This window comes from Sulfuriferula nivalis (genome assembly GCF_009937995.1).
Classification (GTDB): Bacteria; Pseudomonadota; Gammaproteobacteria; order Burkholderiales; family Sulfuriferulaceae; genus Sulfuriferula; species Sulfuriferula nivalis.
Window position 1 is genome coordinate 3,175,578 of record NZ_AP021881.1, and the last position, 25,181, is coordinate 3,200,758.

Consider the following 25,181-nt stretch of genomic DNA (forward strand, 5'->3'; position numbering starts at 1 on the left):
AAGAGAAATAATGAACATTTTGCCTATTGATAAACACCCCAATAAATTCGGTTCATATACTTTGATGACCGGGGTATTACTAATCGTGCTGGGAGCAACGGGGATTTTATTGCCGACGCTGATGTCCCTGAGCACGTCTATCCTGGTTGGCTGGTTATTGCTAGTCGGCGCCAGTTTATGGGCCGTACACACTTATATATATAGTTCGAAGATAGTCATGGACTGGATCAAACCAGTTTTGCTGTTTGTCATCGGCAGTTTAATGCTGTTCTATCCGGTAACCGGGGTAGCCACCATAGGCCTATTGCTGGCGGTATATCTGCTGCTCGATGCGATGCACAGTTTCGCGCATGCACAGGCTACCCATCCTGCTAAAGGCTGGGGCTGGATGACTTTCAATGGTGTCATCTCGGCGCTGTTGGCTGCGCTGTTTTTGTTAGGTTGGCCGGCTACTTCCATGTGGCTGGTAGGTATATTTGTAAGCATCAGCCTGCTGTTTGATGGCTGGGCGCTAGTTGCCATCGGCTGGGCGTTACGTAAGGGGAAATAAGCTTATATCGGCATGTCGTTTTGTAAATATGAGCGGAGGTAATTTAATACGAACATGACTACACCTGAACGCCAACTCGATGAGTATATCGCTAGTGTTTCCGAACATGCTGATGTTCGCAGAGGTGTTCCCTTGCCCTTAGGAACACACGAGTCTGAGGGTGGTGTCAATTTTGCTTTATTTAGTCGTCATGCCACCCGTATCAGGCTGGACTTATTTGAACGGTCTGCAGATGCAACACCGGTCAGGACGATAGACTTCGATCCTGATCGCAATCGCACCGGTGATGTTTGGCACATCTGGGTTAACGGTATACGCCCTGGGCAACTTTATGGTTATCGGGTGGATGGCCCATATTTACCCGGTGAAGGCCATCGTTTCAATTTCCATAAGCTGCTTCTGGACCCATTCGCAACGGCAATTTCGGCGTTGCAAAAATGGGATTTTGGTCCAGCGCGAGGATGCGATCCCGATGCACCTGAACAGGACAAGGTGCGTTCGGAAATTGACGATGCCGGAACCATGCCGAAATCTGTATTTACTAGCGAGCACTTTCATTGGCAGGACGATAGTCCGCCTAGACATCTTTGGGCCAAGACGGTGATATATGAAATGCATGTTCGTGGCTTCACCATACACAGCAATTCTGGTGTGACACATGGTGGAACCTACCGAGGTCTGATCGAAAAAATCCCTTATTTGCAGGAACTGGGCGTGACCGCAGTGGAATTAATGCCCATACATGAATTCAACGAGTATCAGTCAGCAGGAATTCATCCACAAACGGGTCAGCTACTTAAAAACTACTGGGGTTATGATCCAGTGACTTTCTTCGCGCCCAAAGCAACTTATAGCAGTGCAGGCGGCTTGGGACAGCAGAAACTGGAATTTAAGGAGATGGTCAGGGCGCTCCATCAAGCCGGAATCGAAGTGATTCTCGATGTGGTGTTCAATCACACGGCTGAGGGTAACGAGCTGGGTCCGACCTTGTGTTTCCGCGGGATCGATAACGCGATTTTCTATATGTTGGCGGCAGATCAGCGCCATTATCAGGACTACACGGGCACGGGTAACACCATCAACGCCAATCATCTCGTGGTGCGGGATCATATTCTGACAGCCTTGCGCTACTGGGTGGTGGAGATGCATGTCGATGGATTCCGCTTTGATCTGGCGTCAGTTCTCGGCAGGGATGAAACCGGCAAGTTGTTGGCCAATGCTCCGCTACTGGAGCGCATCGCCGAAGACCCGATACTCGGCGATGTAAAAATTATTGCTGAAGCGTGGGATGCCGCCGGAGCCTATGAGGTAGGCAGTTTTTCGGAGCAGCGCTGGGCGGAATGGAATGGCCGCTACCGAGACGATGTACGGCGTTATTGGCGCGGCGACAATGGCATGCTCGGATTATTTGTCAGCCGCATCTGCGGCAGTGCTGATATTTATAGTGGCTCAGGCAAAGGCCCTAAAAACAGCATCAATTTTGTCACCTGCCACGATGGTTTTACGCTGAATGATCTGGTGAGTTATTGCAACAAGCACAATGACGCAAATGGCGAAAACAGCCGCGACGGCACTGATGCCAACTACAGCGATAACTATGGTGTAGAAGGTGTAGCGACGGATGCGGCAATCGAGGCGGTGCGCAAGACGCAGATCAAGAATTTCCTGCTGACGCTGATGATCTCGCGCGGGGTGCCGATGTTGCTCAGTGGAGATGAGATGCGCCGTACCCAAGGTGGCAATAACAACGCATGGTGTCAGGATAACGAAACCAGCTGGCATGACTGGAGTGGTTTAGAACAACACCGGGAAATTTTCCGTTTCACCCAGGGCATGATCGCCTTTCGTCGCGACCATTCAATTCTGAGCAAGGAGCAATTCTACACGGACGCTGATGTCCATTGGTTCGATCCGCAAGGAGGGCTACCTGACTGGGCAGATTCAAAAGCAAAACTGTTTGCCTGTCTGATCCATGAAGATGCGCAGCGCGCGATTTTGCTGATGTTCAATGCCGGTACCGAGGCAGTTGATTTCAGTTTGCCTCTGCTGAAAACGGGTACTTGCTGGCATCTGGCCGTTGATACCTCACATGAAGCACCTCAAGATTTGTATGTTGCAGGCGAAGAGCCGCTACTGCCAAACACCCAAACTTACTGCTTGCTTCCTCGATCCAGTGCCATATTGCTGGTTCGGGAGAGTATGTCAGTGGAGGCGATATGAAGCCAAATATAACAATTCCGTTCCTTGATATAGGTGGTGTTGTGCACACTAACGGCTGGGATCAACTTACGTGTCAGCAGGCCGCAAATGTTTTGTGAAACTTTTAAGCGGCACATTCTTAATAATTAAAGGAGTACGAAATGCCCATGCAGCTCAATGAAGAAAACGGCGGCAAATTGCTCGTCATCCACGTTACCGGCAAGCTGGTCAAAGCCGATTACGCCCAATTTGTGCCTGAAGTCGATCGGCTGGTTCAGCAGCATGGCACGTTGCGCTTGCTGTTTGATATGACCGATTTTCATGGTTGGGAAATCAGTGCAGCCTGGGAGGATTTCAAATTCGGCGTTGAGCATTATGCCGACATTGAGCGTATCGCCATGGTCGGCGAAAAGCAGTGGCAGCAAGGTATGGTTGTATTTGCCAGACCGTTCACAAAAGCGACAGTTCGATATTTCGATCATGCTGATGCCGTCGAGGCGCGTAAGTGGCTGGATGCTTCGTAGCACCATCAGTAATGTGCAGCTCGCAATTCGCAACATGGCAGGAACAGGAGAGTAGATGTTATGGAATCTGATACCGAACAGAGCAAGCCTACTAAAGCAAAGATAGCAACCAAGGACGATCTGAAGTCCTTGCCGCTGGATGAAGTGGAAAAAAAACTGGGATATTCCAAGGACGGCCTCAGTCAGGACGAAGCGCAGAAACGGCTGACTCAATACGGGCCTAACGAGATTGAGGAAAAGAAAACCAACTTGTTTTTAAAGCTCCTCAGCTATTTCTGGGGACCTATCCCGTGGATGATAGAAGCGGCCGTGATACTTTCCGCGGTAGCTCAGCATTGGCCGGATTTCGGCATTATTCTCACGCTGCTACTGGCTAATGCCGCCGTCGGATTCTGGGAAGAGCATCAGGCGGGTAACGCCATTGCCGCGCTGAAGGCCAAGCTGGCGATCAAGGCTCAGGTAAAACGCGATGGCAAGTGGGTCAACCCTGCTGCGCGTGAACTAGTCCCGGGCGATGTCATCCATTTGCGTCTTGGTAACATCGTACCGGCAGATGCGCGCTTGCTGGATGGTGACGCAATAGAAGTAGATCAGTCTGCGCTGACCGGAGAATCCTTGCCGGTCATGCACAAATCCGGTGATGCGGTGTTCTCGGGTTCTATCATTCGTACCGGCGAAATTGACGCGCTGGTGTACGGCACGGGTCAGAATACTTATTTTGGCAAAACGGCACAATTGGTGCAGGGGGCGCAGACAGCCAGCCATTTTCAGCGCGCAGTGCTAAAAATCGGCAATTACCTGATCATACTTGCTGTGGTGTTGGTGGCTGTGATTATTGCCGTCGCACTCTTTCGTGGCGACCCTATCCTCACCACCTTACAGTTCGCGCTGGTGTTAACGGTGGCGGCTATTCCTGTGGCGATGCCGACGGTATTGTCCGTGACGATGGCGGTGGGTGCGCGTCTGCTTGCGAAGAAACAGGCGATAGTGAGCCGGTTGGTGGCGATTGAAGAGCTGGCTGGTGTCGACGTGCTATGCGCGGACAAGACGGGCACGCTGACTCAGAACAAACTGACGCTGGGTGATCCATTCAGCGTGAACGACTATTCTGCCGATCAAGTCATCCTGAATGCCGCACTGGCGTCGAATGCGGACAATAACGACACCATCGATTTAGCAGTGATAGGTGGCCTGAAGGATAAAGCGTCGTTACAAGCTTATCAGGTAGTTCATTTTCAGCCATTCGACCCGGTACACAAGCGCACTGAGGCCACAATCAAGAATGCGGATGGAACTCAGTTCAAGGTGAGCAAGGGTGCACCGCAGGTAATTTTAGAATTATCAGCTAATGCTGCGCAGGTGAAAGATGCCGTCGACAAGGCAGTCAACGAGTTTGCGGCACGCGGATTCCGTTCGCTGGGTGTAGCGCGAGCTGATGGCGATGGGCAATGGCATTTTGTTGGCGTGTTGCCTATGTTCGATCCTCCGCGTGAGGATGCCAAAGCCACCATCGCGGCTGCGCTGGCAATGGGTGTCAAGGTCAAGATGGTGACGGGCGATGCGCTCGCCATCGCCAAGGAAACTGCCAAAAAACTGAACATGGGCGCCAACATCCTTGATGCCAGTGGTTTGGGCGATGTAAAACAAAATGAGAACGCGCAGACGGCCGCATCTATTGAGCAGGCTGATGGTTTTGCACAGGTGTTTCCAGAACACAAATTTCATATTGTCGATGTACTGCAAAAACAAGGGCATATAGTAGGTATGACTGGCGATGGGGTAAACGATGCCCCGGCGCTGAAGAAGGCTGACTGCGGCATCGCCGTATCTGATGCGACTGATGCTGCACGCGCGGCGGCGGATATCGTACTGATGACGCCTGGCCTGTCGGTAATCATCGATGCAATCAAGGAAAGTCGACGCATTTTCCAGCGCATGAACAGCTATGCGATTTACCGCATAGCTGAGACGCTGCGCGTGCTGTTCTTCATGACGCTGGCGATTGTGGTGTTCAATTTTTATCCATTAACAGCCGTCATGATCGTGATGCTGGCGCTGCTTAACGACGGTGCCATCCTGTCTATTGCTTACGACAACGTGCATTACAAGAAGCAGCCCGAGGCCTGGAACATGCGTATGGTACTGGGGATATCCACGGTACTGGGTATTATCGGTGTTGTCGCCGCTTTTGGTCTGTTTTATCTGGGTGAGCGCGTATTTCATCTCGATCGTGCACATATCCAGACGCTGATGTATCTGAAACTGTCAGTGGCGGGTCATCTGACGATTTTCCTGACACGTACACGTGGCCCATTCTGGTCCATACGTCCTGCCCGAATCTTATGGGTGGCCGTACTCGGTACGCAAATTGTAGCGACGCTGATAGCGGTTTATGGGCTGTTCATGACACCGTTGGGCTGGGGCTGGGCGGCATTTGTATGGGGTTATGCGCTGCTGTGGTTCCTGGTCAACGATCGCATAAAACTGCTGGCATATCGGATATTTGACCCAGTAGTAGAACCTACGTCAATTAAGCCAGCAGTTGATGTAACGCCACAGATTGCTACACGGGCTTATGAGCTGTATGAGCAGGAAGGTCGTCAGGATGGACATGATGTTCAGGACTGGAATCAGGCCGAGCGTGAGATACGGAAACATTAGGTAAGACGAGACAGTACGCCGATGTTTTTGTCGTGCTGGCGTTTATGGTTTTGTTCTTTGAAGGAAATTGATAATGAATGACGATACAAATGATCCTGTATGCGGAATGCTAGTCAAGCCAGACTCATTTGCAATGGAGTATCTCGACATACATTACGCTTTTTGTTCTCAGCAATGCAGGGATCGGTTCTGCGCGAATCCTCGTCTTTATGTCGGAGTGCCGGGTGAAGAAGCGCCCAAGCAGAAGGGTATGGAAGTTATTAAACAGCGACGTTTCCGCTTGGATCGGGAGTTGACCGGTGCAGAGGCGTTGCTGCTCGAGGAAGAGTTGAGTGTGATGATGGGTATCAGGCAAATCGTGGTTGCTGGTGACACCATCAATATCACCTATGACTTGTTGTTGGTAACTGCCGAACAAATTGAAGCATGTGTAGAGCAGGCGGGTATGCACCTTGGTACAGGATGGGGCGAGCGTCTACAACGAGGCTTTATCCATGATTTTGAAGAAATTGAAATTGACAGTCTGGAAGTCAGACCTCGGCCAGTACCAATCAAACCTTAAACATAGGTTAGCTTTTTGCCAGGGTTGCATACATAAGTGATCGTGATTGCATCATTTTCTTAGTCAGTCAGCAGTATTGTGTACGTTGGCGCACTGAGAATTTATTGGCAGTAATAAATAATATTTACTGTGATTTCTTCAACAACCGAAAAAATTAGAGGTAATAACGATGATACAAGGCAACTGGATGGCTGGCTGGGGTTGGCCTTGGATAATATTGGTCGTGATTTTGATTGTTGTTGGGATAGTGATCACGCGTAAAGATAATGACAGGAAGAAAAGTCATGTAAGAAAGCGGGTCAGGATGCCATGACTCAGCTACTTAAATTCCAAAAAAACGGTACATAAACATGCAAGCACATAATCATCAGAGTCACCACGCGCATATGGCTGAGGATTTCCGGCAGCGTTTCTGGATCGCATTGGTACTGACCGTGCCGATACTGGCCCTCTCGCCGTTGCTTCAGGAGCTGGTGGGTTTACGTAAAACCATCAGTTTTTCTGGCGATTTATATGTCTTGTTTGGCCTGTCTACCGCAGTATTCTTTTATGGTGGCTGGCCATTTCTGAAGGGTCTATACACAGAACTCAAATCCGCCCGACCGGGGATGATGACGCTGGTCGCAGTTGCCATCACTACGGCATATGCATATAGCAGTGCCGTGGTTTTTGGCTTGCCCGGCAAGGTGTTCTTTTGGGAGCTGGCTACGCTGGTCGATGTGATGTTGCTCGGGCACTGGATAGAAATGAAGTCAGTGATGGGTGCATCCAAAGCGCTGGAGGAATTGGCGAAATTGATGCCTTCCGACGCCCACAAACTCATGCCTGACGGCAGTGTGAAGGATGTGCCGTTAAGCGAGCTGGCGGTGGACGATCAGGTGCTGATCAAACCGGGTGAAAAGATTCCCGCTGACGGTATTATCGTGGATGGTGAAAGTGCGGTGAATGAAGCCATGCTCACCGGGGAATCAATGCCAGTCACCAAAAAAACCAACGACAAGGTTATCGGCGGTGCCATCAATGGCGAAGGTTCACTCACCATCGCAGTTAAAGGTACCGGCAAGGATTCATTTTTGTCGCAGGTCATCGATCTGGTTAAACAGGCTCAGGAAAGCAAATCCAAGACTCAGGATCTGGCCAACACCGCAGCAATGTGGCTCACCATTATCGCGTTGAGTGGTGGTGCAATTACCTTCTTTATCTGGTTGGGCGTCATGGGCAAAGATCTCTCTTTTGCTATTGAACGTGCCGTAACTGTCATGGTCATCACTTGCCCGCATGCGCTTGGTTTGGCAGTGCCGCTGGTAGTTGCTGTTTCCACGGCGTTGGCCGCGAGCAATGGATTATTGATTCGTAATCGTTCCGCTTTTGAACAGGCCAGAAAAGTACAGGCGATTATTTTCGACAAAACCGGCACGCTTACCGAAGGCCGTTTTGGCGTGACGGATACCCTGCTGTTAGCGCAGGATATCGACAAAGATACACTGATTAAATATGCGGCCTCGGTGGAAGCCAATTCCGAGCACCCCATTGCCAAGGCTATTGCTTCTTACGAAGATAAATTGCCCATAGAAAACTTTAAAGGCATAGCTGGCAAAGGTGCCGAAGCCAGAGTTGATGGCAAGGAGGTCAAAGTGGTGAGCCCGGGCTTCCTGCGCGAACAGAACATCGCTATGGATGACAAACGCGTGGACGAACTCAAAGCGCAAGGCAAAACGGTGGTATTTGTGCTGATTGATGGTCAGCTGAAAGGCGCAATTGCACTGGCTGATATCATCCGGCCCGAATCTAAACAGGCTATCGCTGCACTCAGGGCGATGGGTATCAAGTGCATGATGCTCACTGGGGACAACAAACAGGTCGCCCAATGGGTGTCGGATCAGGTCGGGCTGGATGAGTATTTCGCCGAAGTCCTGCCTCAGGATAAAGCGGCCAAAGTTAAAGAAGTGCAGTCCCGTGGCATATTGGTGGCTATGACCGGTGATGGCGTGAACGACGCTCCCGCGTTGGCGCAGGCGAATTTGGGTATCGCTATTGGGGCGGGTTCCGATGTTGCAGTCGAAACGGCAGACATTATTCTGGTGCGCAGTAATCCGATGGATGTTGTGGCGCTCCTCAAGCTTTCCAAGGCTACCTATAGCAAGATGATTCAGAACCTCATCTGGGCGACCGGCTATAACGCGTTCGCTATCCCGCTGGCAGCCGGTGCCCTTTACAGCTGGGGAGTGATTCTATCTCCAGCATTGGGCGCGGCGCTGATGGCCGCGAGCACGGTGATAGTCGCGATTAACGCACGTTTACTCACCATACCTCGGGGTTCTGATACCAAGTCGGTAATACCGCAAGATAAACAAGGTATTAAAACCAAACAACAAATCACCAAACGTGCCTATGAATTGTATGAGCAGGAAGGTCGTCAGAATGGACATGATGTTCAGGACTGGAATCAGGCCGAACATGAGATTCGGAAAGAATAGGCAAGATGGAATATTTGCACAGATGCTTTGCTACTCATAAGCGAAAAAAGTAATTTATGCAATCCAAATTACTGAAAGGAAAAGATAAAGATGAAAATTAAACCTAAGGATTTCCAGGTGCAAGAAGGTAAAAAGCTTGATCTTGCGAAGTGGCCGACGCAGATCAAAACGGTCTATAAGTCGAAGTCAAAATACAAGAAATACCTCAAAGCACAGGTGGAGGAGTTAAGCGAGCTGCAACGCATACACTACGCATCCAATCACTATTCTGTATTGCTTATTTTTCAGGCCATGGATGCGGCTGGTAAGGATGGCGCCATTCGGCACGTTATGTCCGGCGTCAATCCGCAAGGTTGTCAGGTATTCAGCTTCAAACATCCGACCCCCGAGGAACTGGAACACGATTTCCTGTGGCGTAGTACGCGTGATTTACCGGAACGAGGACGTATCGGTATTTTCAACCGATCCTACTATGAGGAAGTCCTGATCGTTCGTGTGCATCCGGAGATACTGCAAGGTGAAGGCTTGCCTGATGGGGTGCTCAATGAGAAAACCGTCTGGCGTGAGCGATATCGCTCCATCGTCGATATGGAGAACCATCTTTATCGAAACGGGACACGGATCATTAAGTTTTTCTTGCATCTTTCCAAGGAAGAGCAGCGCAAACGCTTTCTGGATCGCATCGACGAGCCTGAAAAGAACTGGAAATTCAGCCTCAACGATATGGTCGAACGGGGATATTGGGAGCAGTATATGCAGGCCTATGAATCATGCCTGAGTGCAACCAGTACCGAGCACGCACCCTGGTATGTGGTTCCTGCCGATGATAAGAAAAATGCGCGACTAATTATTTCCGAAATTATTCTGGATACATTCAAGTCACTCAACATGAGTTATCCGGAAGTAGACGCTGCACGGCTGCAGGAATTGGCGTCAATACGCCAGCAACTGATGTTGGAAGCGCCATGTCCTAAACCTTAAACACTAACAGTTAGAAGGAGAATTAAAATGAAAGATTTACTGCCACCACGCGATCCTATAGACGGTATGGGTGAAGCTTATGAATTGCTGCTGGAAAATGTGTTAAAGAAAACGCGGCAAAGTGGTATCGTTGCTCGTGAAGTATATGATGAGATTCGCAACGAGATCATAGCCTTGGACAAGTTTAGCGATGATGAAGTTGACAAGCTGGAAGTCTATATAAAACGCGACCTGATCGATGCCGCGCAATATCTCGATGAGAATGGTAAAGATTTGACAGCATGGATAGGGTTTGACATAGCATTGATCAAGCGTGATTTTCTGGAACGATTTACCAATGCAGCAGATCAAACTACTGTAGCGTTAGCTCGGCTGAAACTCAAAGCGGAAATAGCAGGTTATAAAACCGGTGAGCTGACTGGGTTGGGCACACTGGTCTGTGATCAATGTGGTGAAAAATTGCACTTTCATAAACCGGGGCACATCCCCCCTTGTCCCAAGTGTAATAGCACGCATTTTCACCGGCAGAAGATAGAATTATGAATGCATAATTGAGGCACTGAAAGGGGCGCAGAGATGGACACTAGCCATAGTCGTATGGCACCTGCAGATGCACTGGTGATTTTTGGTGTGACCGGCGACCTTGCCCACAAGATGATTTTCCCTGCGCTGTACGCAATGGCCAAGCGTGGTGTGCTTAACGTGCCCGTGGTAGGCGTTGCCGGGTCACAGTTGAGTCTTGCGCAATTGCGTCAACGGGTGGAGGATAGTGTTGCTGAAGCCGGCAAGATCGATGATCGTGCTGCATTCGATCACCTGCTGTCATTGCTCTGTTATGTGGGCGGTGATTACAACGATCCGGACACGTTCATTGCGCTTAAACAGGCATTGGGTGCTGCCCGTCGCCCAGCGCATTATCTGGCTATTCCACCTGCACTGTTCGCTATTGTGATCAGGGGGCTGGGTGCTGCCGGACTTGCCGATCAGGCGCGCGTCATCGTTGAGAAACCGTTCGGGCGCGATCTCGCTTCTGCACAGGCGCTGAACCGCATCGCGCTGTCGGTGTTCGCGGAAGATGCCATTTTCCGCATCGATCACTATCTCGGGAAAGAGGCTATTATGAATATCCTCTATTTCCGCTTCGCCAATTCTTTCCTCGAGCCAATCTGGAATCGTAATTACGTATCCAGCGTACAGATTACGCTGTCTGAAAATTTCGGCATCAAGGAGCGCGGTGCGTTTTACGAAAGTGCAGGTTGCCTGCGCGATGTTATCCAGAACCATTTATTTCAGATTGTCGCATTGCTGGCTATGGAGCCGCCAGCCTATCAGGGCTTCGGTGCCGTACATAGCGAGAAGGCCAAGGTATTTCAGGCCATGCGTCCTTTGCAGCCGGATGACGTGGTGCGTGGCCAGTACAGCGGTTATCGTCAGGAAGCGGGTGTTGCGCCAGATTCGGATGTCGAGACCTACTGCGCGCTGCGGCTATTTATCGATTCGTGGCGCTGGCAAGGGGTACCGTGGTATTTGCGTTCTGGTAAATGTCTGGCGGAGACGGCTGCCGAGGTGCTGGTCGAGCTGAAACCACCACCACAAAAATTGTTTGATGACGCTGCGGCTGTAACTGGGCGCGCCAATTATTTTCGTTTCCGGATTTCCCCCAATTCAGCGGTCGCGCTCGCCGCGCGCGTCAAACGGGCAGGCAAGGAATTCACCGGTGACCAGCGTGAACTTTATCTGCTGGATGAGCAACTTGGGGAAGAAACACCCTACGAACGCTTACTTGAGGATGCCATGGCCGGCGATGGCGCGCTTTTCACTCGTGAAGATGCAGTCGAAGCTGCCTGGGCAGTGGTCGACCTGGTACTCGACGCGCACCAGCCGGCATACCCCTACCAGCCCGGTAGCTGGGGTCCGCAGCAGGCTGATACATTGATTGCCGCAGACAGTATCTGGCATAACCCGATGCCAGAAAAGGGTAGAAAATGATGTCCGCACTGTATTAATACGCTGTTGAATTATCCTCAGCGAGTAAATCGTTAAGATCGCTCAGGCCGCAATCCACTTTTTATTATAAGTATTCACGGAATAGTTCTATTTAGTTGGACGGTTGTAACAAGCGAAAAAGTGTTGCACGGGTGGAGCCTGATCGTCATCGTAGATCACGAAAGCTTGTTCGCATAATCCTGCGCGGATAAATCCGTCTATTTCTGGGCGGTCAAGTGGCAGCGGAAAGGCGTCTTCTTTTTCTCCCGTATTGCGGCTGCGACAGGAAATCAGTGCATGACCACCAGGAGCAACCATGGCGGCAATTGCATTCAGTGCACGTAACCGATATTCCCCAGGTAAGACTTGTATGGTGTTGCATTCAAATACCAGATCAAATCCATTTGCCCAGTCTCGCGGGTGGTCGAACAGATCGGCGACTACATAGTTGACCCTGCTGTCTGGGTAGCGCTTGCGGCATAGCGCGATGGCTGTTGGCGAAATATCGAAAGCGGTGACCTGATAGCCGTGAGCAGACAGTGCTTCAGCGTCATCACCGACACCACAACCTACAGTGATTGCAGTGCGCTGGGGGCTGGTATTTGGGTGCGCTTCGAGCCAGGTAATCAGGTAAGGGTTGGGTACGAGGTCTGCCCAGAATACAGCGCTTACGTCACCATCGGCATCCTGATAAACCTGATCACACCAGCCGCTAGGATCGTCTCTATCCTGGTGGGCTTTGACCATGCTGAGAAATTTACTGCGGGCTGATTCATCCATAGCAGATTGCGTTCAGTTTCCTGTACCTTTATTTGCGGCTTTTAATTCAACGAGAAAATCTTGCTGAATCTTTTGAATTTTTGGGCGATCTTGGGACAACATGTTTTGTACTTCAAACATGGATTTTTGCATCAAAACTGGCATTTTTTGTATCACCGCCTGACCTGCGGGTGTTTTATAAAACGCCAACATACCTGCGACTTCTTCTTCTGTAAATGTGTCTTTGTAAAGACGAATGTACATGGGCTCAACCTTGTCCCAAGCCAGATCGCCATGGATAAGCACAACCATTTTATCTTTCATATTGTTAATGGCTTGTTGCTCACCAGGATTTGGAACCTTGCCTTTTAATGCTTGTTGTATGGACATGCTCATCATGGCATCAACTTGATTTAACATGCCCGCTACTAGTTTCTGTGCTTGAGTGATGGCAAGTAGTTGTTTAATAGAATTTTCATCAGCGGGTGCAGCCGTGGCTACAGTAGCACTGAGGAGGAGAACTGTGGCGATCGTAATTTTAATAATACGCATGAGGGTTCCTAAGAGTGAGAGAGGTAAGAATAGTGGCTGTATTCAGCTTTAACTAAATAAACTGACGCTTTCCTGTAATAGCAATTGGCATACGCCGGCAGGGGAGGCTTCGCTAAAGAAATGCCCCTGAATATAATGCACACCTATGCTTTGCAGATATTGTACGGTGGTGTCGGATTCTACCCCTTCAACTATCATTTTCAGGCTGAGCGCATCAGCCATTTGTACAATAGCTTGTACTATGCGTTGACCGTCGGTGGTGTCTAGCCGCGAAGTGAAGGAGCTGTCGATTTTGAGTATGTCGATAGGCATTGCGTGCAGTTGCGATAGCGCGGAATAGCCAGTACCAAAATCGTCGATGGCCAGCGTAAAGCCTGCATCATGGAGTTCTTGCAGGCGTTTGGATTCATAGGATAAATCCAGTAGTGCGACACTTTCGGTAATTTCCAGAATCACATCCTGTGGCTGTAGACCATAATGCTGAACTTTATCCAGCAGATTCTGTACAAAAGCAGGGGTGAATAGTTGTGCGCGGGAAATGTTGACCGATGCCTGTATTTTCCCATGGGTCTCATGCCAGACTTGCAGGCGTTGCAGGGTGTGGTCAAATACCTGGTCACCCAGTTCCTGAATGATGCCCAGATGCTCTGCCATGGGGATAAAAGTAGCTGGTGGTATCCAGCCATTTTCATCGTCATGCCAGCGAGCCAGTGCTTCAAACGAGACAATTTCCTGGGTTCGGGTATCTACGACAGGCTGGAAAAATACTTGTATGGTTTTGTTGTGGATGGCGTGGCTCAGCCGTGTTTGCATGAGTACATTTTCGCGATCCAGAGTTTTGTCGTGGATGTCCTGGAAAAACTGTACGTTGTTACGTCCCACGCCTTTGGCATGGAACATGGTGTGGTCAGCTACGCTCATAAGGGTTTCGGCACTGTCAGCATCATCAGGATAAATGGCGAAACCGATGCTGATGGTGAGTTTGGTTTCATTGCCGTCGATGTCTATACTCGCACGCGCGGCATCACGCAGGCGCTCGGCGATGTTGCGTATGTGAGCCTCATTATTGGCCTCGGGCAAGAGCACGACAAACTCATCCCCACCCCAGCGCGATAGCGTATCTACGCTCCTTAAAACAGCAGATAGCCGCTGGCTGAGGGTAACGAGTACCGTGTCGCCAGCTTTGTGACCCATGGTGTCATTGATGTGCTTGAAATGGTCGAGGTCGATAAAGCCTAATGCCACTTTGTCATTCGTGCGGGTTGCGCGTGCAATGGCTTGCTGTAAATGGTCTTCCAGCAGTATCCGGTTTGGCAGCTGGGTCAGTGCATCGTGCAGCGCGAGTTGGGTAATGCGCCGCTCCTGCAAATGACTGGTGGTAATGTCGCGCAGTACACCACGCAGCCCAGTGATTTCATGCTTGTGACCATGGTGTGCGAGCAAATGGGCTTCTATCCAGATAGGCTCCTCTCCATGCAGCAAGCGAAAACGGATAACTTGAGAATGCAATTTGCCTACGGCCAACTGTTGTATGACAGCTGCAAGCGCAGCGCGATCTTCTTTGCAGACAAATGTAGTGAGTGGCTGCCCTATGTGGGTATATTCCCGATCTGCGGGGACATCCAGCAGCTTGCCCCATGCAGCGCTGAAGTTAAGTAGCAGCCCATCGGTAGATAAATCGATGATGGCTTCTTCCAGCAGGTTGAGCGTTTCCAGCATAGATAAGCGCTGGGCTTCTTCATGCATGAGGTCGCTGATATCGCGAATAAGCGCTACGGTATTGCGCATATCGGTTGTTTCGGCAGGTATGGTTTGTAGCCGACCAAGGAAAAACCTGTCCTCATCGTGGATACGTAAAGTAAATTCAAAAGTTTCGCGATGTTGTTGGGTGCGCAGTTTGGTGGACGCGGAGAGTATGGCCTGAGCCATGTTATAGGGCAGCGCGATTTCCAGCGCAAGGCCTTGGGCATGATTTTCCAGGGTGATAGGAAAAGCGTGGTTGTCGGTCCATACATTGAGTATCTGATGGTTTTGATCATATTCGATAATCATGTCTTCGGTAGAGCCAACCAGCGTTCTCAGACGATGGGCATTCACTTCCAGACTTTGCTCAGCCTGTTTGCGCGTAAGTGCCAGTGCTATGCTGTTTGCTACGGCGCAAATAACATCAATTTCCACTGTGTGCCAGTTACGGGCAGTGTGCTGGCTGAATAATCCAATAAAGCCTTCCATTTCATCATCCATTAGCAAAGGGACGCAAAGTGCAGTCTGGATGTTCTGTGTAGCAAACAATGCTGCCTCGGCTGGCGACAACTCGGGCAGATGTTTGCAAAATACCATGCCTACCTGCAAGGCATCAAATAGCAATGGATAGCGTTGAAATTCAAGTTCGCGAAAATGGTCAAAGTTGGATAAGCGACTGACTGCTTCGCCTGTTGACCAGGTGCAATTGAGTTTTGCGATTTGTTGGTCATGCTGATTGGTCTTGTTTAAAAAGAGGGCGCAACAGCCTACACCTGTGGTTTCAGAAAGTAATCGCAGCACACCAGACAGACTTTGTTCGCTGGTTTTTTCCAGTAGTAATCCCGCAATATGCTCAAGCATTTTGAGGTAGCGTTTGTATAGGGCGAGCTCTTCCGTTAGCGGTAGCGGTGTATTATTTGAAATCAGGTTGGATGTGTGCAAATGGATATGCTCCTGTGGTCGCTTACAGTCTAAGCTGTATTAGCGAAAGTCATAACGGCTATAGCCAATATCAAACAGCTCCGGCACCTGGTGCTGGAGTGGGCTCATAGGTTGGACGGCGTAGATGTGAATCTGAGTCGACCAGCTTTTCCAGCCGGGCAAAGACTTCCTGACGGGCAAATGGTTTTTTCATAAAATCATCAGCACCGATGCGGCTGCCAAAAAACTGTTCGGTCGCCTGTTCGTTACTGCTCATCATGATGATGGGGATGTTCTTGGTCAGCGGGTCGCGTCGTAGCAGACGTAATGCAGCAAAGCCATTCATGCCGGGCAAAACAATATCGAGAAAGATGACTTCGGGTCTTTCTGTTCGGGCTATTTCTATTCCGCTTTCGGCATCAAAGGCTTCTAAAGTTGTATAACCCGTCGACTGCAAAACTCTTCTCAGCGCAAAAACGACGGTTCCCGAGTCATCAATAATCAGGGCTCGTGTGCCTTTTGCGGCATTGCGGCGCTTTCTATTGCGACGCTCAATCTGGCGCTTGGTTGGTTGCGCTGCCTGCTCTTCGGCATCAAGTTCGTGCGCTATCGGCATCGGTGTTTTTTTGCGGAAGAGGGAGAGAAATAATTTAAAGTAGCCCATAATGTTTTCTGTTCGCTATCGGTTTAATTATGTTCATAAGGCGGTAGAGCTGCACCGCAGTTTTTGCAATATATTGCATCTTCATCCAGACCTTCAGTCAGACAGGTGGGGCAGGTACGGGTAGTTGGTTTGAATTTCTGAGCGCTGATTTCCGCGCTGATGATGCCAGTAGGGACGGCGAGTATGCCCCAGCCGAGCAGCATCATTAAAGAAGTGATAAGTCGACCTAAATCGGTCTTGGGCGATATGTCACCGAAGCCGACAGTGGTAATGGTCGTTATCGCCCAATACACGGAGACGGGGATGCTGGTAAAGCCATTAGCCGGGCCTTCCACGGCATACATTAGCGTCCCTAGCAGAAAGGTGACTATCAGTACGACGGAGAGGAATATCATGATCTTGCGACGGCTGGCGGCAAGCGCGCTGCCCAGTTGGCTGTATTCATTAATGAATGAGACCAGCTTGAGTATCCGGAAAATACGTAATAACCGTAGCAAGCGCACGTTAGTCAGGAAATGCGCACCGGGTAAAAATAATTCTAGATAGCTAGGCAGTATGGTGAGTAAATCGATAATGCCAAAGAAGCTACGGGCGTAGCGTGTCGGGTGGCGCACGCAACTGAGCCGCGCAATATATTCGATGGTAAATAAAATGGTGAAAAACCATTCCAGTACTTTGAGTATAGTTTGATATTGCAGCGCAATGGACGCGACGCTATCCAGAATAACCGTGATTACGCTTAATAAAACCGCAGCGATCAGGATTAAATCAAACCATTTTCCTGCAGGGGTATCAGCTTCAAAAATGATAACGTAGAGTTTATGTCGCCAGGCAGCGCCAGACGAGCCGTCATCATTTTCATTTGGCCTGACATTGAGGTTCAAGACTTAGCCCCGATAAGTATCATAAATGGTTTTGGCGTCAATTTTGGCCTGAGCTTTGGTGCGTAGCGCTGCGTTTTCGTCATGGGGAACGAAAAATTCAGCATCTTGCGCTTTCATTACTAAGCCTATGGCGACCGCATCAATTAATTTATAGTTTTCGGCGATGAGCGTGGTGACTTCATCCAGATAAGTTTCATAATTCATAATTTTGTGCCTGCAGGACGCTTGCCAAGCTGTGTCACGCCTGTTTTTCAGGGTGATTACAGTGGTATGGAGGAGCGTGCTGTCTCTAGTTTATATTTAGTTAGTTGTTAATTTTACTGCTTTTTTTCGTGTAGCGGGAATATGGAATGAGGTTGTGGTCGAAAAATAACATAAGCTAAATGTTAAGATGTGGACTGATAACTAAAACTAAGGGATATGATGACTTTTCGGGGTGTGCGGATTACCATTTTATTGGGTGTGTTGATAACGCTGGCGGCGTTGACTTCATGGGAACGCTGGTTCGTGGCGCAGTGGATGCGTCCGCTGCATATAGTGATTTACCCAATTAATGGCGACCATAATGAGCAGGTGCAGGCGTATATTGATGCGCTTACGGTGGATGATTTTACTGAAATCAGCCAGTTTATTAATCAGCAAAGTGCGCGTTATCGGTTGACGCCGATTGCCGTGCCACAAGTGAAGTTGGCGCACACTATTGCTACCGAGCCACCTCTGCCGCCCAAACCGCCAGCAAGTGCTGTCGATATTGCATTGTGGAGTCTGAAATTACGTCAGTATGTGTGGCAAAACACAGCTTTCTGGCAGAGCTTGGGACAGGTTAAACTGTTTGTTGTTTATCATCAGGGAGAAGACGGCGTAGCGCTGGAACATTCCTTAGGATTGCAAAAGGGCTTAATTGGTGTGGTGCATGCGTTTGCACAACCTCAGCAAAATGCGCAGAACAATGTGGTGATTACACATGAGTTACTGCACACGCTGGGCGCGACCGATAAATATGATGCAAATTTGCAGCCTATATACCCCGAAGGTTTTGCTGATGTAGATGGTAACGTACCCCATTATCCGCAATCTGAAGCTGAAATCATGGCAGGGCGTATCGCCTTGTCGCCTACTCACGCGGTGATGCCCAAGCGTCTGCAAGATTGCGTCATAGGCGCGAAGACCGCATTTGAAATACAGTGGCACTGATATGATGAAACCTAACTCACCCTCCTGCCTGCGCAACCAGGCGCCGATATTGGCGCAGTTACAAACGTTTTTTGCCAATAGTCATCACGTACTGGAAATCGCCAGCGGCACTGGGCAGCACGCAGTGTATTTTGGGCAGGCATTGCCCCATCTGACCTGGCAAACCAGTGATTTGCCAGAGCACCATGCAGGCATACAGGCTTGGCTGGATGAAGCACGGCTGCCCAATGTGTTGCCACCTCTGGTGCTGGACGTCAATCAGCCCGACTGGGGCGTGACTCAGGTTGATGCGGTGTTCAATGCCAATGCTGTGCATATCATGTCATGGCCATCAGTAGGTAATTTGTTTGTTGGCGTGGCGCGGGTGTTGGCGGTGAATGGTATGTTGTGTTTATATGGCCCATTTAATTATGGCGGCAATTACACTTCCGATAGTAATGCCGAATTTGATGGCTGGCTCAAAGCACGTGACCCCGCCAGTGGCATCCGTGATTTTGAAGCGATATGTGAATTAGCGTCGTCTCACGGCCTAGTATTGCGGGAGGATATTGCCATGCCGTCGAATAACCGGCTTTTGGTGTTCAGCAAAGTTTCGTAGTTTGGATTCAAACGTATACAGTTAGCTTAGTCAGGTAAGTTCTTATAAGGATTGTGCTCATTCAGTTCATCGGTATAGCGCGCCATTCCTTGCGTTTCTCGGCTAAGAAAATCGGCGACGGCACGGCTGAATTTATCGTGTGCCAGCCAGTGTGCTGACCACGTTGTCACTGGCAGGAAGCCACGAGCGATTTTGTGTTCACCTTGGGCACCGCCTTCAAAAACCTTGAGGCGATAGGAGATGCAAAACTCTATCGCCTGATAATAGCAAGTTTCGAAATGCAAGCCGGAGTGAAATTCCATTGCACCCCAGTAACGGCCATAGAGCGTATCCGCTGTGTAAATATTTAATGCGCTGGCTATTGGCTGGCCGTCACGATAAGCGATTACCAGTAACACATTATCTGGCATGGTCGCGCCGATGCGCTGGAAAAAATCCAGATTCAAATAGGGTGTGGAGCGATGCTGGATATAAGTGCTGTCGTAGCAACGGGTGAAAAAATGCCAATGCTGATGGGTAATGTTGTGCCCGGTGTAGTGTGCAAACGTGATACCTGCATCACGGACGCGGCGTCGTTCCTGTTTGATTTTTTTGCGTTTGTCATTGTTCATGGTCGCCAGAAAAGCATCAAAATCAGCATAGTCAGCATTGCGCCAGTGGAATTGAACGCCCTGCCGCAGCATCATGCCTGCCAGTTGCATAGTCTGCGCTTGCGCTTCGTCCGGGAATAAACAATGCAGTGATGAAACACCCAGTGTCTGTGCCAGCTGCAAAGCGGCATTGATGAGGGCTGCGCGAATTTCTGCCGTTGCGCCTAGCGCACGCAATCCCGTAATCGGACTAAACGGCACCGCGCACAGTAGTTTCGGGTAGTACGCCAACCCTTGCCGTTCATAAGCCTCTGCCCATGCCCAGTCGAATACATACTCCCCGTAGGAGTGAGATTTCAGGTACAGCGGCATCGCACCTATGAGTTGCTGATCCTGCCATAGCGTAATGAATTGCGCCTGCCAGCCTGTTTGTGGTGTGGCGCAGCCAGGCGTTTCTAATGCGGCTAAAAATGCATGGGAGAGGAACGGATTACCATCATTCAGCCCATCCCATAATGCAGCGGGGATGTCGGTGATGGTGTTGATGATTTGTATGGTGGTATGCAAAGCCTTAGAAATCTATACCTGGTTGTGCTTTGACACCATCTCGATAAGCATGTTTCTCATCAGCAATGATGGATACGGTATCGGCGAGTTCGATGAGTGCGTCGGTAGCACCACGACCAGTGGCAATAACGTGCTGCATGTCAGGGCGGTTGGCCAGAGTGTCCAATACCAGGTCATTGTCCAGATAGCCATACGACAGCAGATAAGTCAGTTCATCAAGTACTACCAACTGATAGCTGGGGTCATTCAACATGCGCGTCGCTACCGCCCAGCCGCGTTTGGCTGTGGCTATGTCCTGTTCACGGTTCTGTGTATCCCAGGTGAAACCGTCACCCAGAACGTGCCATTCCACATTCGGCAGTTTGCCAAAAAAGGCTTCCTCGCCCGTATCGGTGCGGCTTTTAATGAACTGACAAACGCCGACTTTCATGCCGTAGCCCAAAGCCCGTGCCATAGTACCGAAAGCCGAAGTGCTTTTTCCTTTGCCGTTGCCGGTGATGACGATGAGCAGGCCGTGTTCGTCGGTGGCGTTGGCAATTGCAGCATCAATCACAGCTTTTTTGCGCGCCATGCGTGTGGCATGACGCGCATTGTTTTCTGCGATTTCAGCGGCAGTTAAGCTCATGCAGTGCGCTGTCCGTGCGTGCTGCTTATTAACAGATGGGCAATTGCTGCCGCACCCAAATAGAAAGCAAATGACGACAGCATCACTGGGAAGTACTCAAAAAACTGCGGGATAAACCCGGCCAGTGTAGGCTCGGCAAAACGACCAGAATAGACATAGAAGCCGCCGCTGGAAAACAACTCAGCTGCGATGGCACCAACCAGCGCGGTGCCAAATAGCCATGGCAGTGTGCTCAGGCTCATGCGGTGATGTGCAGCATAGATGCGACCAGCGATAAACAGCGAAGCATAGGCGGGTACGAGCAACCCATAGGCTGGCGATATACAGAAATCGGATACGCCAAATTGACTGATTGCAACATAGTCTATTCCCATCGCGGCAGCAATCAGGGCGGGCATAATCCACATTGGGCGCAGATAGACGCCGACCAGAAAGAATATTGCCCAGGATGCATCTGGTAATGCACTGAGCGTAGCCCAATGATGGCTGCGTGTGAGCGCCATGATCAGGGTGAGGATAAGGCCAATGTTGATTTGTTGACGGGTGCTACAGTTCATATTGATCTCCAATAGGGCAGGGGTAGCGGGGACTACCCCTTGTTACAACAGGTTAAAAGCTGGCTTTTAACCCTATGCGATAATTACGCGTGAAATTAACTGGATAAATTGTATCATCCTGCACCCATAGACCATTGCTGTGAGCAAATATATTATCAATTGCCGCGCTGGCCTCGTAATTCTTATAGTGATAATGCACCGCGAAATTGGTTGATTGTATCGCCGCCTGTCGCTGCGTAGCATTATTTGCAAAATCATTCGCTGCATAAGCAGTGCTGCGCCACATCTGCGTCAGATTAATGGTGCTGTGATCTGTCCACAGATAAGTCATGCCCAGATTGATGCCATGTTTTGGTACGCCAGGCAAGTCATTACCATTGTAGGTTCCCCCGACGCCATCGCTGGCTCGGTCAATAATCGCGCGCGTGTAAGTGTAGCGAGCATTCAGACTGAGCTGTTCATTGATATGCCAGACATCACGGAGTTCGATGCCATATTTATGCGATTGATCAAGGTTGGTACTGGTGTAGGTGAATGGGTTGTAATAAATTTCATTGTTAAGATCGGCACGGAATAGCGCAATTTTTACTTTGTGTTGATCCGTTGCGTGGTTGACGCCTACAGTCAGTGTTTTGACCGTTTCCGGCACAATGAAGCCATTGAAACTGCCAGTGAATGTGTTGAAAAAGCTATCTATGTCAGGTGCCAGAAATGCATGGTTGTAATTGGCAAATACCGATGTCTTGGGGTTGAACTGGTAATTCGTACCTATGTCCCAGGCATTGAATTGCTGGTTACTAAACAATGCAGTACCACCAGCAGGTGCGTAGTTGTAATCCACTTTTTCATGGCGTGCACCTGCGGATAGGGTCAGTTGTCCCAAGTGATACTCGCCATGAGCGTAATAACCAAGATTATTTTTACTGGTGTTATTAGGTGTGGTGAATGAGCTGACGCTTGCGCGGGTACCATTAAAGCTTTGTACACCCGTGGTCAGTTTCCATGAGTCACCGTTGTGTATTAACGCGATGTCGTCAGTGGTGTAATCGTAGTTCGATGTGTATGGATAGGGCGAAATATAATCGGACAGTTTGTTTTCCTGATTATGGCTCAGGGTGAGTTTGGTTAGGCTGGTGATATCCCAGGCCGCGCCAAATCGCCATTGATCGCTGTTTAATGCCTGATGGTTATATTGATTGCCACCATTTTGCGTGGGGTCGGATTGAAATTGTGCCAGTGTTAATGGTCCCACGTAGCGGGTGTCAGCACGCGAGCTAGCACCATTGAGAGAGAGCCAGAGCGTTTCCAGTGGGCGAAATTTAATTTGACCAGTCTGCGTGTTCAGGGTGGATGCATCCTTATGCCCAGTGATATCAGCCTGACTGGTGCCATCACTATGCTGATAATCACTACTTGCAGAGAGCTGAAGCAGCTCGGTAGACAGGCCTGCTGTTACCGTGCCTGTTAATTGACCATGATTACCTGCGCTCGTGGCTAAAGTGACACCCTTATGTGGGTGTGTGTAAATTTGTATCGTGCCTGCAGTGGCGCCATCACCATAGATGACAGAACCGCTGCCCGGCGTTATTTCAATACGATCTATGCTGGAAAGCGGAATGCTGCCCAGCAGTGCGGGCATGCCATCAATATTGTTGAGACGCTGTCCATCTAGGCTGATAACCATGTTCTGAAAACCGTTGCTAAGACCGTAACCTCTCATATCGAGTAGTGGCGTGAATTGATTGCCATAAGATGGCATGACAGTGAGCGCGGTGTTTTGCGTCAGGTAGTCAACCAGTGTCGTTGCGCCAGAGGCTTTAATCATTGCTTGCGTATAGACTTCCGAGTCATAGGTTGCAGTGACGTCAGATGTGGGTGTGCGTGTCGCAGTGACGATGACGTCGTCAAGCGAGTATGTGGGGGTGGTGTCAGCGTGAGCGTAAGAGGTTATGGCGAGCGCAATCGCGCTCAGGGTGTAACGTGGGTGCATGATAAGTCCTGAAATTAACGCAAGCTCCCCGCTTGCGGTGGATAAATGAAACAGCGGGGGATAAATTAGTCAGTGAGTCGTCATGCGGCAGGCGCGGTGAGGAGACACGTCATCATTGCCTCCCCGCAATGTTTCGGATCATTATCAGGCCGGTATCCGGGCTCACAAGACTTGACGCATCGCCTTCCCATGTTTACACACAGTGGCTGGAATGACACGTCCACACTTGCTTACCGTTGCGGGGGCAGCACTGGTATTGCACCAGTTTCCCGTTTAACACTACTCGCGTAGCGCACCTGACAAAGTACGCGGATTATAGCGAAATTGAGGTGCTGACGCTATTCCTTGATGACCACGCGGATGTAGAAGCCGCAAGTTTGACCTGGCGTGGGATTGGCAGGAACGGCGTGAAACGGATACACACCCTTACCCAGACCGTGCATATCGGTGCTGCATAACACGGCAATTTTTGCATCATGCTCAGGGGAGACAGGGAACAGTTGTATACCTATCGCACCGTCACGGCTAGGTGCGGCATCAATATACATCTGACGTGTGACGTCTTGCGTGAGCACGGTAAGCAGTTTTACCAGCGGTTCCAGTTCGCAATTTAGTCCATTGGCAATCAGCTGCTGCGCGAGTACGCGGGGTCCCGTCTGAATAAAGAACGGGTCAGACAGCGCGGCATATAGCATTGCACCGCTGTCTTGTGGAATAGCAGGCGAAGCGGCAAGATTGCGCTGTATGAGCTCGGGTGTAACTGGCACTTGCTCAATCCGTTGTTCGGGCGGCACACCCGCAGTGACAACGCTGCCTTTAGGCGCCCAGCGGGATTTGATGTAATCGAGGAGGTAGGCCATAGGGTTAGTAGTGTTGAATAAGTGAATTTGCGTAGGTGGTGACAGCGGGCACTACATTTAACAAAGATGGGGTGAGGCTAGCAACCGCCGTGTAGACTTCAACCATGCGGTCACCGCTGTATTCGTGGGCAATTAAATTGCGTAATTCTCGTATTTTGATAAGCTCGGATGCATTACCCCAGCCGCGTTTTTCTGCACGATAGATGCGATCAAGTAGCGTACTGTTGCCTACCAATTCAATATCATCAATCAGGCGAAATAGACGTTGAGTGAGTAAGTCGGCAAGGCGTGCGAAACGGCTTGCTAATGACTCGAGTCGTTCGAGTTGCTCGGGTGGCAAGTTGGTTATACCTGTTAAGCCCTCACATCGTGCCAGGGAATAACGTAAATGTTCTGCTGCAAGCTGTAAGCCTTGTAGCTCAATCTGCAATAATTCTATTTTGGCGGAAGTCATAACGGCACACCTGTTGCCATCACCATGCGTGGAAAAGGATGTTGTGTGTCGGGATAAATAGCAATATCAATTTTTCGTTCGCCTAATTGCATATGCAATTGTGCCAGAATGTTAAGTTTGTCCATGATATTCAGTTTTTTGGACAATACTAATAAATCAATATCGCCACCTTGTGCGTTGTCATCTATGCGCGAGCCAAATAGGTAAATGCGTGCGGTGGCATCAGCTTGATGTATCGCTTGGTTAATAGCTAATTGTTCATTATCCGCTAAGCGCATATTGG

24 protein-coding genes and 1 riboswitch are annotated in these 25,181 nt (G+C 49.8%); of the genes, 11 read left to right on the forward strand and 13 right to left on the reverse strand.

Annotated features, from left to right (window positions below; all coding sequences use genetic code 11):
- Positions 1–10: 10 nt before the first annotated feature.
- The 9 genes from SFSGTM_RS15665 (at position 11) to zwf (ending at position 11,943) form a co-directional block, all read left to right on the forward strand.
- Complete coding sequence (locus tag SFSGTM_RS15665) at positions 11–550, forward strand: HdeD family acid-resistance protein (RefSeq protein ID WP_162085970.1); 540 nt, start codon at positions 11–13, stop codon at positions 548–550.
- A 54-nt stretch (positions 551–604) separates the two neighbouring features.
- Positions 605–2,770, forward strand: coding sequence for a glycogen debranching protein GlgX (glgX, locus tag SFSGTM_RS15670; protein WP_162085971.1), 2,166 nt, complete (start codon positions 605–607; stop codon positions 2,768–2,770).
- Positions 2,771–2,910: 140 nt separating this feature from the next.
- Positions 2,911–3,273 carry a SpoIIAA family protein gene (locus SFSGTM_RS15675; protein WP_162085972.1) on the forward strand — a complete coding sequence of 121 codons (363 nt, stop codon included), beginning with the start codon at positions 2,911–2,913 and terminating at the stop codon, positions 3,271–3,273.
- A 60-nt stretch (positions 3,274–3,333) separates the two neighbouring features.
- Positions 3,334–5,934, forward strand: a complete 2,601-nt coding sequence (locus SFSGTM_RS15680; protein WP_162085973.1) for a plasma-membrane proton-efflux P-type ATPase — start codon at positions 3,334–3,336, stop codon at positions 5,932–5,934.
- A gap of 73 nt (positions 5,935–6,007) precedes the next feature.
- Positions 6,008–6,496 carry a YHS domain-containing protein gene (locus SFSGTM_RS15685; RefSeq protein ID WP_162085974.1) on the forward strand — a complete coding sequence of 163 codons (489 nt, stop codon included), beginning with the start codon at positions 6,008–6,010 and terminating at the stop codon, positions 6,494–6,496.
- Positions 6,497–6,846: 350 nt separating this feature from the next.
- Entirely contained in the window at positions 6,847–8,973 is a 2,127-nt protein-coding gene (locus SFSGTM_RS15690) for a copper-translocating P-type ATPase (protein ID WP_162085975.1), read from the forward strand.
- 90 nt (positions 8,974–9,063) lie between these two features.
- Complete coding sequence (locus SFSGTM_RS15695; protein ID WP_162085976.1) at positions 9,064–9,954, forward strand: ADP-polyphosphate phosphotransferase; 891 nt, start codon at positions 9,064–9,066, stop codon at positions 9,952–9,954.
- Positions 9,955–9,981: 27 nt separating this feature from the next.
- On the forward strand, positions 9,982–10,497 hold the full coding sequence (locus SFSGTM_RS15700; protein WP_162085977.1) for a zinc ribbon-containing protein: 516 nt from the start codon (positions 9,982–9,984) through the stop codon (positions 10,495–10,497).
- Between the two features lie 33 nt (positions 10,498–10,530).
- A complete protein-coding gene (gene zwf, locus SFSGTM_RS15705; RefSeq protein ID WP_162085978.1) occupies positions 10,531–11,943 on the forward strand; it encodes a glucose-6-phosphate dehydrogenase in 1,413 nt (470 codons plus the stop codon).
- A 105-nt stretch (positions 11,944–12,048) separates the two neighbouring features.
- Here the strand turns inward: zwf and SFSGTM_RS15710 are convergent, their stop codons facing one another.
- The 6 genes from SFSGTM_RS15710 to SFSGTM_RS15735 all read right to left on the reverse strand — a co-directional run bounded on the left by SFSGTM_RS15710 (position 12,049) and on the right by SFSGTM_RS15735 (position 17,667).
- Positions 12,049–12,720, reverse strand: coding sequence for a class I SAM-dependent methyltransferase (locus SFSGTM_RS15710; RefSeq protein WP_162085979.1), 672 nt, complete (start codon positions 12,718–12,720; stop codon positions 12,049–12,051).
- 12 nt (positions 12,721–12,732) lie between these two features.
- Positions 12,733–13,251 (reverse strand): DUF2059 domain-containing protein, encoded by a 519-nt coding sequence (locus SFSGTM_RS15715; RefSeq protein WP_162085980.1) that lies wholly within the window; start codon positions 13,249–13,251, stop codon positions 12,733–12,735.
- 48 nt (positions 13,252–13,299) lie between these two features.
- Positions 13,300–15,936, reverse strand: a complete 2,637-nt coding sequence (locus SFSGTM_RS15720; RefSeq protein WP_162085981.1) for a bifunctional diguanylate cyclase/phosphodiesterase — start codon at positions 15,934–15,936, stop codon at positions 13,300–13,302.
- A 70-nt stretch (positions 15,937–16,006) separates the two neighbouring features.
- Positions 16,007–16,579: a response regulator gene (locus SFSGTM_RS15725; RefSeq protein ID WP_162085982.1), complete on the reverse strand. Its 573-nt coding sequence runs from the start codon at positions 16,577–16,579 to the stop codon at positions 16,007–16,009.
- A gap of 23 nt (positions 16,580–16,602) precedes the next feature.
- Positions 16,603–17,463, reverse strand: coding sequence for an ion transporter (locus SFSGTM_RS15730; protein ID WP_162085983.1), 861 nt, complete (start codon positions 17,461–17,463; stop codon positions 16,603–16,605).
- A gap of 3 nt (positions 17,464–17,466) precedes the next feature.
- Positions 17,467–17,667, reverse strand: a complete 201-nt coding sequence (locus tag SFSGTM_RS15735) for a hypothetical protein (protein ID WP_162085984.1) — start codon at positions 17,665–17,667, stop codon at positions 17,467–17,469.
- Between the two features lie 216 nt (positions 17,668–17,883).
- Between SFSGTM_RS15735 and SFSGTM_RS15740 the strand changes: the two genes are divergently transcribed.
- Complete coding sequence (locus tag SFSGTM_RS15740) at positions 17,884–18,657, forward strand: hypothetical protein (RefSeq protein ID WP_179954405.1); 774 nt, start codon at positions 17,884–17,886, stop codon at positions 18,655–18,657.
- A 1-nt stretch (position 18,658) separates the two neighbouring features.
- Positions 18,659–19,255, forward strand: coding sequence for a DUF938 domain-containing protein (locus SFSGTM_RS15745; RefSeq protein ID WP_174237428.1), 597 nt, complete (start codon positions 18,659–18,661; stop codon positions 19,253–19,255).
- Between the two features lie 26 nt (positions 19,256–19,281).
- On the opposite strand, the gene SFSGTM_RS15750 is transcribed toward SFSGTM_RS15745, so the two are convergent.
- From SFSGTM_RS15750 to SFSGTM_RS15780, 7 genes are all read right to left on the reverse strand, one after another.
- Positions 19,282–20,412 (reverse strand): GNAT family N-acetyltransferase, encoded by a 1,131-nt coding sequence (locus SFSGTM_RS15750; protein WP_198420577.1) that lies wholly within the window; start codon positions 20,410–20,412, stop codon positions 19,282–19,284.
- Positions 20,413–20,416: 4 nt separating this feature from the next.
- Positions 20,417–21,037: a cob(I)yrinic acid a,c-diamide adenosyltransferase gene (gene cobO / locus SFSGTM_RS15755; RefSeq protein WP_162085985.1), complete on the reverse strand. Its 621-nt coding sequence runs from the start codon at positions 21,035–21,037 to the stop codon at positions 20,417–20,419.
- A complete protein-coding gene (locus tag SFSGTM_RS15760) occupies positions 21,034–21,594 on the reverse strand; it encodes a hypothetical protein (protein WP_162085986.1) in 561 nt (186 codons plus the stop codon). The genes cobO and SFSGTM_RS15760 overlap by 4 nt, the downstream gene beginning before the upstream one ends.
- 52 nt (positions 21,595–21,646) lie before the next feature.
- Positions 21,647–23,584, reverse strand: coding sequence for a TonB-dependent receptor plug domain-containing protein (locus tag SFSGTM_RS15765; RefSeq protein WP_162085987.1), 1,938 nt, complete (start codon positions 23,582–23,584; stop codon positions 21,647–21,649).
- Between the two features lie 130 nt (positions 23,585–23,714).
- Positions 23,715–23,899, reverse strand: a riboswitch (cobalamin riboswitch).
- Between the two features lie 23 nt (positions 23,900–23,922).
- Positions 23,923–24,444, reverse strand: a complete 522-nt coding sequence (locus SFSGTM_RS15770) for a hypothetical protein (protein WP_162085988.1) — start codon at positions 24,442–24,444, stop codon at positions 23,923–23,925.
- A 4-nt stretch (positions 24,445–24,448) separates the two neighbouring features.
- Positions 24,449–24,898 carry a hypothetical protein gene (locus SFSGTM_RS15775; RefSeq protein ID WP_162085989.1) on the reverse strand — a complete coding sequence of 150 codons (450 nt, stop codon included), beginning with the start codon at positions 24,896–24,898 and terminating at the stop codon, positions 24,449–24,451.
- Positions 24,895–25,176 carry a nucleotidyltransferase domain-containing protein gene (locus SFSGTM_RS15780; protein ID WP_162085990.1) on the reverse strand — a complete coding sequence of 94 codons (282 nt, stop codon included), beginning with the start codon at positions 25,174–25,176 and terminating at the stop codon, positions 24,895–24,897. The genes SFSGTM_RS15775 and SFSGTM_RS15780 overlap by 4 nt, the downstream gene beginning before the upstream one ends.
- Positions 25,177–25,181 lie beyond the last annotated feature (5 nt).

Excerpts from the sequence above, each read along its gene's own strand:
- SFSGTM_RS15665 (WP_162085970.1), top strand. The coding sequence starts at position 11 with ATGAACATTTTGCCTATTGATAAACACCCCAATAAATTCGGTTCATAT.
- glgX (WP_162085971.1), top strand. The coding sequence starts at position 605 with ATGACTACACCTGAACGCCAACTCGATGAGTATATCGCTAGTGTTTCC.
- SFSGTM_RS15675 (WP_162085972.1), top strand. The coding sequence starts at position 2,911 with ATGCCCATGCAGCTCAATGAAGAAAACGGCGGCAAATTGCTCGTCATC.
- SFSGTM_RS15680 (WP_162085973.1), top strand. The coding sequence starts at position 3,334 with ATGGAATCTGATACCGAACAGAGCAAGCCTACTAAAGCAAAGATAGCA.
- SFSGTM_RS15685 (WP_162085974.1), top strand. The coding sequence starts at position 6,008 with ATGAATGACGATACAAATGATCCTGTATGCGGAATGCTAGTCAAGCCA.
- SFSGTM_RS15690 (WP_162085975.1), top strand. The coding sequence starts at position 6,847 with ATGCAAGCACATAATCATCAGAGTCACCACGCGCATATGGCTGAGGAT.
- SFSGTM_RS15695 (WP_162085976.1), top strand. The coding sequence starts at position 9,064 with ATGAAAATTAAACCTAAGGATTTCCAGGTGCAAGAAGGTAAAAAGCTT.
- SFSGTM_RS15700 (WP_162085977.1), top strand. The coding sequence starts at position 9,982 with ATGAAAGATTTACTGCCACCACGCGATCCTATAGACGGTATGGGTGAA.
- zwf (WP_162085978.1), top strand. The coding sequence starts at position 10,531 with ATGGACACTAGCCATAGTCGTATGGCACCTGCAGATGCACTGGTGATT.
- SFSGTM_RS15710 (WP_162085979.1), bottom strand. The coding sequence starts at position 12,720 with ATGGATGAATCAGCCCGCAGTAAATTTCTCAGCATGGTCAAAGCCCAC.
- SFSGTM_RS15715 (WP_162085980.1), bottom strand. The coding sequence starts at position 13,251 with ATGCGTATTATTAAAATTACGATCGCCACAGTTCTCCTCCTCAGTGCT.
- SFSGTM_RS15725 (WP_162085982.1), bottom strand. The coding sequence starts at position 16,579 with ATGGGCTACTTTAAATTATTTCTCTCCCTCTTCCGCAAAAAAACACCG.
- SFSGTM_RS15735 (WP_162085984.1), bottom strand. The coding sequence starts at position 17,667 with ATGAATTATGAAACTTATCTGGATGAAGTCACCACGCTCATCGCCGAA.
- SFSGTM_RS15740 (WP_179954405.1), top strand. The coding sequence starts at position 17,884 with ATGATGACTTTTCGGGGTGTGCGGATTACCATTTTATTGGGTGTGTTG.
- SFSGTM_RS15745 (WP_174237428.1), top strand. The coding sequence starts at position 18,659 with ATGATGAAACCTAACTCACCCTCCTGCCTGCGCAACCAGGCGCCGATA.
- cobO (WP_162085985.1), bottom strand. The coding sequence starts at position 21,037 with ATGAGCTTAACTGCCGCTGAAATCGCAGAAAACAATGCGCGTCATGCC.
- SFSGTM_RS15760 (WP_162085986.1), bottom strand. The coding sequence starts at position 21,594 with ATGAACTGTAGCACCCGTCAACAAATCAACATTGGCCTTATCCTCACC.
- SFSGTM_RS15765 (WP_162085987.1), bottom strand. The coding sequence starts at position 23,584 with ATGCACCCACGTTACACCCTGAGCGCGATTGCGCTCGCCATAACCTCT.
- SFSGTM_RS15770 (WP_162085988.1), bottom strand. The coding sequence starts at position 24,444 with ATGGCCTACCTCCTCGATTACATCAAATCCCGCTGGGCGCCTAAAGGC.
- SFSGTM_RS15775 (WP_162085989.1), bottom strand. The coding sequence starts at position 24,898 with ATGACTTCCGCCAAAATAGAATTATTGCAGATTGAGCTACAAGGCTTA.
- SFSGTM_RS15780 (WP_162085990.1), bottom strand. The coding sequence starts at position 25,176 with ATGCGCTTAGCGGATAATGAACAATTAGCTATTAACCAAGCGATACAT.